Annotated in this window: 1 protein-coding gene; it reads left to right on the forward strand. The window is 72.3% G+C overall.

Annotation, left to right across the window (positions count from 1 at the left end; all coding sequences use genetic code 11):
- Window positions 1-5021: type I polyketide synthase (locus ACH4DZ_RS44895; protein WP_398295591.1), on the forward strand; the 5021-nt coding region annotated here is incomplete at both ends.

Genomic DNA, 5021 nt, shown 5'->3' on the forward strand with positions numbered 1-5021 from the left:
CCCACGTGACAGGCACGGACGTCGACTGGCCGGCGTGGTTCACCCGGACCCCCGCCGCCACCGTCGACCTGCCCACCTACCCCTTCGACCACCGCTCTTACTGGCTCGCCGACGACCGCACCCGGGGTGCGTCCGCCACACCGGACCAGGCCACCTGGCACCCCCTGCTCGGGCCGGGCCTGGAACTCGCGGGCAGCACCAGCACGGTCTACTCGGGTCGGCTGTCACCGCGGACGCACCCGTACCTCGCCGATCCGGTCACCGGTACCGCACGGCTCCCCGGCACCGCGCTCCTGGAACTCGCCCTGCGCGTAGGCGAGCGGGAAGGCGTGCCGCGGCTCGACGACCTCGCCCTGGAGCAGCCGCTCCCGCTGCCCTCGTACGGCACGGTCGACCTCCAGGTGATCCTGGAGGGACCCGACTCCGCGGGGCTGCGGGCGCTCAGCGTCCACGCGCGCCGCGAGGGCGAACCCTGGACCCTGCACGCCAGAGGCCTGCTCGCCCCGGCGACCGCGACCGGTGCTTCCGACCTTTCGGAGCGGGCCGTCGACGTGACCGTGCCCGACCAGGGCGGCTTCGCGTTCCACCCAGCCGCCCTGGAAGCCGCGCTGCGTCCCCTCCTGCCCGACACCACCCGCCCGGACACCGTTCACTTGCCGACGTCGTGGCGCGGGGCGCGGCTGCACGCCCCGGGCTCCCGACTTGCGGGGGACCTGCGCATACGGCTCACCCCGACCGGACCCGACGTGTTCGGCCTGACGGTGACCGACGCGTCCGACGCGCTGGTGGCGACCGTGGACGCGATGGGCGTCACCGCCGTGCCGTCGGCCGATCTCGCCCCGGCCGGCCTGCTGCACCATGTGGTGTGGGAGCCCGTGCTCGGGGTCGTCGCCCCGGACACCCCGCAGCTGCCGGAGCCGGTGGTGGTGCGGGTGTCCGCGGGTGATGCCGTGGAGGAGGCCGTGACCACGGTGTTGGCTCAGCTGCGGGACCGGCTGGCCGGCGACGGGCGTGTGGTGGTGGTGACGGCCTCCGGTGACGCGGCGGGAGCCGCGGTCGGCGGGTTGGTGCGGTCGGTTCAGGCGGAGTACCCGGGGCGGGTCCTGCTCGTCGAGGCGGAAACCGACTGTGGGGAGCAGGTGCTGCGGGCTGCGCTCGCCAGCGGTGAGCCTCATGTGAGGGTGCGCGACGGTGGGCTGCTGGCGCCGCGTCTGACGAGGGTCGCCGAAGAAGCCATGGTGGCTGCCGGCCCGGCGTTCGGTCCGGAAGGCACGGTGTTGGTGACCGGTGCGACGGGGACGTTGGGCCGGGTGGTGGTGCGGCATCTGGTGGAGCGGTACGGGGTGCGGGACGTGGTGCTGGTCAGCCGTTCGGGTCGTCTTCCGGAAGACCTGAGTGATCTCACGGGTGTGGGGTTGCGGGCGGTGGCCTGTGACGTCGCCGATCGGGAGGCGTTGGCCGGGGTGATCGCCGAGGTGGCTCCGACGCTGCGGGGTGTGGTGCACGCGGCCGGTGTCCTGGACGACGCGACGGTGGCCAACCTGACCCCGGAGCGTGTGGCGAGGGTGTGGGAGCCGAAGGCGAAGGCCGCATGGCACCTGCACGAGCTGACGCGTGATCTGCCGTTGGACGCCTTCGTGCTGTTCTCCTCGGCGGCGGGTGTGATCGGCACACCGGGGCAGGCCAACTACGCGGCCGCCAACGCCTTCCTGGACCAGCTGGCCGTCGACCGGCGTGCGCAGGGGCTGCCGGCTCACTCCCTCGCCTGGGGTCTGTGGGAGGAGAGCAGTGGCATGACCGGCCGGCTCGCAACAGCCGACCGGGCCCGACTCGCGCGCCTCGGCATCGCGCCGCTGGCCACGGACGACGCCCTGGCCCTGTTCGACGCGGCACTGACCGCCGAGACCCCGGCGGTCGTCACTGCCCACTTCGACCCGGCCGCCCTGCGCGGCGCAATCGCGGCGGAGCAGCTTCCCCCGTTGCTGGCCGGGCTGGTGAGGACGCCGGCCAGGCGGGCCACCACAGGCGGTGGCGGGGGGTTCGCGGAGCGGTTGCGGGGTCTGGGGGCCGAGGAGCGACGGCGGTTGGTGGCCGGTGAGGTGCGCCGGCAGGTGGCCGGGGTGCTGGGGCGTCCGGATGCGGACGCCGTGCCGGTGGACCGGGCGTTCTCCGAACTGGGCCTCGACTCGCTCATGGGTGTGGACCTGCGGAACCGGCTGAGCAGCGTGATGGATCGGAGGCTGCCGGCTTCCCTGGTCTTCGACCAGCCGACCGTCCGCGATCTGACCGAGTACCTGATCGTCGAGCTCACGGGCGACACCGGCGCGTCCGCCCCGGTGATCGGGGAAGCGCTCGCTGTGGACGAGCCGTTGGCGATCGTGGGGATGGCCTGCCGGTTCCCGGGTGGTGTGGGGGGTCCGGAGGATCTGTGGCGGCTGGTGGTCGAGGGCCGGGACGGAATCAGCGGCTTCCCGGCCGACCGGGGCTGGGACCTGGAGAAGCTGTTCCATCCCGATCCCGACCACACCGGTACCTCGTATGCCCGTGAGGGGGGTTTCCTGCATGAGGCGGCGGGGTTCGATGCGGAGTTCTTCGGGATCAGCCCGCGTGAGGCGTTGGCGATGGATCCGCAGCAGCGGTTGCTGCTGGAGACGGCGTGGGAGGCGTTGGAGCACGCCCGCATCAACCCGCACGACCTGCACGGCAGCCGCACCGGCGTGTTCGCCGGGGTCATGTACAACGACTACGCCTCCGGTCTCGGCCGAGGCGAGTCCACGACCGAGGGCATCGACGGCTACCTGCTGACCGGCCGCTCGACCAGTGTGGCCTCGGGTCGGTTGGCGTATGTGTTCGGGTTCGAGGGCCCGGCGGTGAGTGTGGACACGGCGTGTTCGTCGTCGTTGGTCGCGTTGCATCTGGCGGGTCAGGCGCTGCGGCTGGGTGAGTGCGATCTGGCGTTGGCGGGCGGGGTGACGGTGATGTCGACGCCGTCGACGTTCGTGGAGTTCAGCCGGCAGCGGGGGTTGTCTCCGGACGGCCGTTGCCGTGCCTTCTCCGCCGATGCGGACGGCACCGGATGGGCCGAGGGTGTGGGTCTGCTGGTGGTGGAGCGGTTGTCGGACGCGGTGCGTCGGGGTCACCGTGTGTGGGCGGTCGTGCGGGGCAGCGCGGTGAACCAGGACGGAGCGTCCAACGGCCTGACCGCGCCGAACGGTCCGTCGCAGCAGCGGGTGATCCGCCAGGCGTGGGCCAGTGCCGGTCTCAACGGCACGGACATCGACGTGGTCGAGGCGCACGGAACCGGCACCCGGCTCGGGGATCCGATCGAGGCGCAGGCGGTTTTGAACACCTACGGCACCGAGCATGATCCGGATCGGCCGTTGTGGTTGGGGTCGTTGAAGTCCAACATCGGCCACGCTCAGGCGGCGGCCGGTGTGGGTGGTGTGATCAAGATGGTGATGGCGCTGCATCACGAGACGCTGCCCCGCACTCTGCACGTCAGTGAGCCCACTCCGCACGTCGACTGGGGTGAGGGGGCGGTCCGGCTGCTGACCGAGCCGGTTGCCTGGCCCGCGGATCCCGAGCGGGCGCGGCGGGCGGCGGTGTCGTCGTTCGGGATCAGCGGCACCAACGCCCACGTCATCCTCGAAGAAGCACCCGCACAACAGCCCGTCGAGGCCCCCGCCCCGTCGGCCACCACCGGCCCCGAACCCGTCGTATGGAACGTGTCCGCGTCTTCCGTGGGCGGACTGCGCAACCAGGCTCGGAAGCTGGCGGCCTTCGTACGGGCGGCGCCCGACCTGGAGGTGTACGGGGTCGGGCATGCTCTGGCGACGGGGCGGGCGGTGTTCGGTCACCGTGCGGCGGTGGTGGGCCGTACCCGGGAAGAGCTGCTGGCCGGGTTGGAGTCCGTGGCGGCCGGCCGGCCGAGCGCCGATGCCCTGGTGGGAAGTGCCGGCGGCGCCCGGAAGACGGCGTTGGTGTTCGCGGGGCAGGGCAGTCAGCGTGTCGGTATGGGCCGTGAGCTGCATGCGCTGAGCCCGGTGTTCGCGGCGGCGTTCGACGAGGGGTGCGCGGCGTTCGACGGACTGCTGGACGCCGATCGTCCGTTGCGGGAGTTGATCCTGGGTGCGGAGACGGACGAGGGGACCCTGGCACAGACCCGGTACGCGCAGCCGGCCGTCTTCGCGGTGGAGGTCGCGCTGTTCCGGCTGCTGGAGTCCGTGGGTGTGCGCCCGGACTTCGTGGCCGGTCATTCGGTCGGTGAGCTGGTGGCCGCGTATGTGGCCGGGGTGTGGTCGCTGCCGGACGCGGCCCGGCTGGTCGCGGCCCGGGGGCGGCTGATGCAGGCCGCGCCCTCCGGCGGGGCGATGGTTTCCCTGCGCGTGACGGAGGCCGAGGTCCGTGCAGGCCTGGAAGCGCTGGGCGTGGTGGACACGGTGTCCGTCGCGGCTGTCAACGGTCCCCGTCAGACGGTGATCTCCGGCGACACGGACGACGTCGAACGGGTCGCGGAGCACTGGCGGGCCCAGGGACACCGCACGAAGCAGCTGCTGGTCAGCCATGCCTTCCACTCCGCCCACATGGACGGAGCGCTCGAGGAGTTCCGGCAGGTCGCATCGACCGTCCGATGCGAGCGGCCACGCATCCCCGTCGTCTCCGCGGATACGGGACGAGTGGCCTCCTCCGAGGAACTGGCCGATCCTGCTTACTGGGCCGGACACATCCGGCGTACCGTCCGCTTCGCCGACGCCGTCCGGTGCCTGCGCGAGGAAGGCGTGACGACGTTCCTGGAGGTCGCCGGGCATCAGGCGGTGGCCCAGCAGATCGAGGAGACCCTCGAAAGCCTGCCCGCCGCCTCCGATGACGTGACCGTCGCAAGCGTCACACCGGACCCGCACCGGCTGGTGGGCGCACTCGCCCGCTCCCACGTGACAGGCACGGACGTCGACTGGCCGGCGTGGTTCACCCGGACCCCCGCCGCCACCGTCGACCTGCCCACCTACCCCTTCGACCACCGC

This window comes from Streptomyces sp. NPDC017991, assembly GCF_044328075.1.
GTDB lineage: Bacteria > Actinomycetota > Actinomycetes > Streptomycetales > Streptomycetaceae > Streptomyces.